Below are 2,761 nucleotides of genomic sequence, written 5' to 3' on the forward strand. Positions count from 1 at the left end.
GCGCTCGCCCTGGCGGGCCGCCGCCCGGCCGGCGTCGGTGCCACCGGTGGTGGTACCGGACGAGCCCGACCGCGGCCCGCGGCGCGGACGCTCCCGGCGGTGCTGCCGCTGCAGCGCCTCCTGGGCCTCCCGCTCCGCCCGGCTCTGCACGACGTCACCCTTGTAGATCCAGACCTTCACGCCGATGCGCCCGAAGGTGGTCCGGGCCTCGTAGAACCCGTAGTCGATGTTGGCGCGCAGCGTGTGCAGCGGCACCCGGCCCTCACGGTAGAACTCCGAGCGGCTCATCTCGGCGCCGCCGAGGCGTCCCGAGCACTGCACCCGGATGCCCTTGGCGCCGCCCTTCATCGCCGACTGCATGGCCTTGCGCATCGCCCGCCGGAAACTGACCCGGCTGGAGAGCTGCTCGGCCACGCCCTGCGCGACGAGCTGGGCGTCCACCTCGGGGTTCTTCACCTCGAGGATGTTGAGCTGGACCTGCTTGCCGGTCAGCTTCTCCAGGTCACCACGGATGCGGTCGGCCTCGGCGCCACGGCGTCCGATGACGATCCCCGGACGGGCGGTGTGGATGTCCACCCGCAGCCGGCCCTGGGTGCGCTCGATGTCGACCCGGCTGATACCCGCGCGCTCCATGCCCCGGGACATCATCTTCCGGATCTTCACGTCCTCGCCGACATACGCCTTGTACTGCTTGTCGGCGTACCAGCGGGAGGTGAACTCCGAAGTGATACCCAGCCGGAACCCGTGCGGGTTGACTTTCTGACCCACTACCGGGTCCTCCCTGTGCTCTTCGCGCCGCGGGTTCCCGCGACCGGCGGCCGGCTCTCCACGACAACCGTGATGTGGCTGGTCCGCTTGCGGATCCGGTAGGCACGGCCCTGGGCCCGCGGCCGGATACGCTTGAGGGTCGGGCCCTCGTCGACGAAGGCCTCACCGACCCAGAGCGTGGCCGGGTCGAGGCCGTGGTTGTGCTCGGCGTTGGCCACCGCGCTCGCGACCACCTTGTAGACGTCCTCGCTGGCCGCCTGCGGGGCGAACCGGAGGATGTCGAGGGCTTCGCGGGCCGAGCGGCCACGCACCAGGTCGATGACCCGACGGGCCTTCGTCGGCGACACCCGGACGTAACGGGCCGACGCGCGGGCGCCCGCCAGCCCGGAACGGGTCACCCCGTCGACAAGAGCGTCAGCCACGGCGTGACCTCCGGTCCTCCTTGACATGGCCACGGAAGGTCCGCGTCGGCGCGAACTCGCCGAGCTTGTGGCCGACCATTCCCTCGGTGATGAACACCGGGACGTGCTTGCGACCGTCGTGCACGGCGATCGTGTGACCGAGCATGTCCGGGATCACCGTCGAACGTCGCGACCAGGTCTTGATGACGTTCTTCGTGCCCTTGGCGTTCTGCACGTCCACCTTCTTGAGCAGGTGGTCGTCGACGAACGGGCCCTTCTTCAGACTGCGTGGCATGGCGTGTGTCTCCTCCTTCCCGCTCAGAATCGGTGGTCGGACGTTGGGTGCCGCCGGGTGTGCGCCATCGTGATCACCGCCGCCTGTTCTGCTTCCGACGACGGACGATCAGCGCGTCGCTCGCCTTTCGGGTCCTGCGGGTGCGCCCCTCCGGACGGCCCTTCGGGTTCACCGGGTGGCGGCCACCGGAGGTCTTGCCCTCACCACCACCGTGCGGGTGGTCGACCGGGTTCATCGCCACGCCGCGGACGGTGGGGCGACGGCCCTTCCAGCGCATCCGGCCGGCCTTGCCCCAGTTGATGTTGCTCTGCTCGGCGTTGCCGACCTCCCCGACCGTGGCCCGGCAGCGGACGTCGACGTTGCGGATCTCCCCGGACGGCATCCGCAGCTGGGCGAAGGGACCGTCCTTGGCGACCAGCTGGACGCTCGCCCCCGCACTGCGCGCGATCTTCGCGCCGCCACCGGGACGCAGCTCGATGGCGTGCACCACGGTGCCGGTGGGGATGTTGCGCAGCGGGAGGGCGTTGCCGGGCTTGATGTCGGCGGTCGGGCCCGAGGCGACCACGTCACCCTGCCGGAGCTTCACCGGGGCGAGGATGTAGCGCTTCTCCCCGTCGGCATAGTGCAGCAGGGCGATCCGGGCGGTGCGGTTCGGGTCGTACTCGATGTGGGCGACCTTGGCCGGCACGCCGTCCTTGTCCCGCCGGAAGTCGATCAGACGGTAGGCGCGCTTGTGGCCACCGCCCTGGTGCCGGGTGGTAATGCGCCCGTGGACGTTGCGGCCGCCCTTGGAGTGCAGCGGGCGGACCAGCGACTTCTCCGGGTGGTCACGAGTGATCTCGACGAAGTCGGACACGCTCGCACCGCGGCGCCCCGGCGTCGTCGGCTTGTACCTACGAATCCCCATCGTCACCCACCGTGTCCTCGTCCCCGCGGGCCAGGCCCGGTGAGGCCCTGGCCGCGGACGGCTGCGTACTCGTCGGTCTGCATGTCACGCACCGGGACCCCCGAAGATCTCGATGGAGTCCCCCGGCGCCAGCGCGACCATGGCCCGCTTGGTGGACTTGCGCTGCCCCCAGCCGGTGCGGGTGCGCTTGCGCTTGCCCACCCGGTTGCTGGTGTTGACGCTGAGGACCCGGACGTTGAATATCCGCTGGACCGCGATCTTGATCTCGGTCTTGTTCGCGTCCGGGCGGACGATGAAGGTGTAGACGTTCTCGTCCAGCAGGCCGTAGCTCTTCTCGGAGACGACCGGCTTGATGATCACGTCACGCGGGTCGGCACTCACTTGGTCTCC

At 70.0% G+C, this 2,761-nt stretch carries 5 protein-coding genes; all 5 read right to left on the reverse strand.

The genetic code is table 11. The features are described 5' to 3' along the window. On the reverse strand, positions 1 to 768 hold a 768-nt coding region (rpsC, locus tag NBX02_RS19845; RefSeq protein ID WP_250282093.1), incomplete at its 3' end, for a 30S ribosomal protein S3. Beyond that, positions 768 to 1,190, reverse strand: coding sequence for a 50S ribosomal protein L22 (rplV, locus tag NBX02_RS19850; protein ID WP_250282092.1), 423 nt, complete (start codon positions 1,188 to 1,190; stop codon positions 768 to 770). The genes rpsC and rplV, both read right to left, overlap by 1 nt. Further along, positions 1,183 to 1,464, reverse strand: a complete 282-nt coding sequence (rpsS, locus tag NBX02_RS19855) for a 30S ribosomal protein S19 (protein ID WP_239310550.1) — start codon at positions 1,462 to 1,464, stop codon at positions 1,183 to 1,185. Before rpsS ends, rplV begins: the two co-directional genes overlap by 8 nt. 73 nt (positions 1,465 to 1,537) lie before the next feature. Then, positions 1,538 to 2,371, reverse strand: coding sequence for a 50S ribosomal protein L2 (gene rplB, locus NBX02_RS19860; RefSeq protein ID WP_250282091.1), 834 nt, complete (start codon positions 2,369 to 2,371; stop codon positions 1,538 to 1,540). 84 nt (positions 2,372 to 2,455) lie between these two features. Then, positions 2,456 to 2,761: 50S ribosomal protein L23 (gene rplW, locus NBX02_RS19865; RefSeq protein WP_445548543.1), on the reverse strand; the 306-nt coding region annotated here is incomplete at its 5' end.

It is taken from the genome of Protofrankia sp. CiP1_Cm_nod1 (genome assembly GCF_920888515.1).
In the GTDB taxonomy this organism is placed as follows: Bacteria; Actinomycetota; Actinomycetes; order Frankiales; family Frankiaceae; genus Protofrankia.

Bases quoted from the DNA above. Each gene is read 5' to 3' on its own strand.
- rpsS (WP_239310550.1), bottom strand. From the start codon at position 1,464: ATGCCACGCAGTCTGAAGAAGGGCCCGTTCGTCGACGACCACCTGCTC.
- rplB (WP_250282091.1), bottom strand. From the start codon at position 2,371: ATGGGGATTCGTAGGTACAAGCCGACGACGCCGGGGCGCCGCGGTGCG.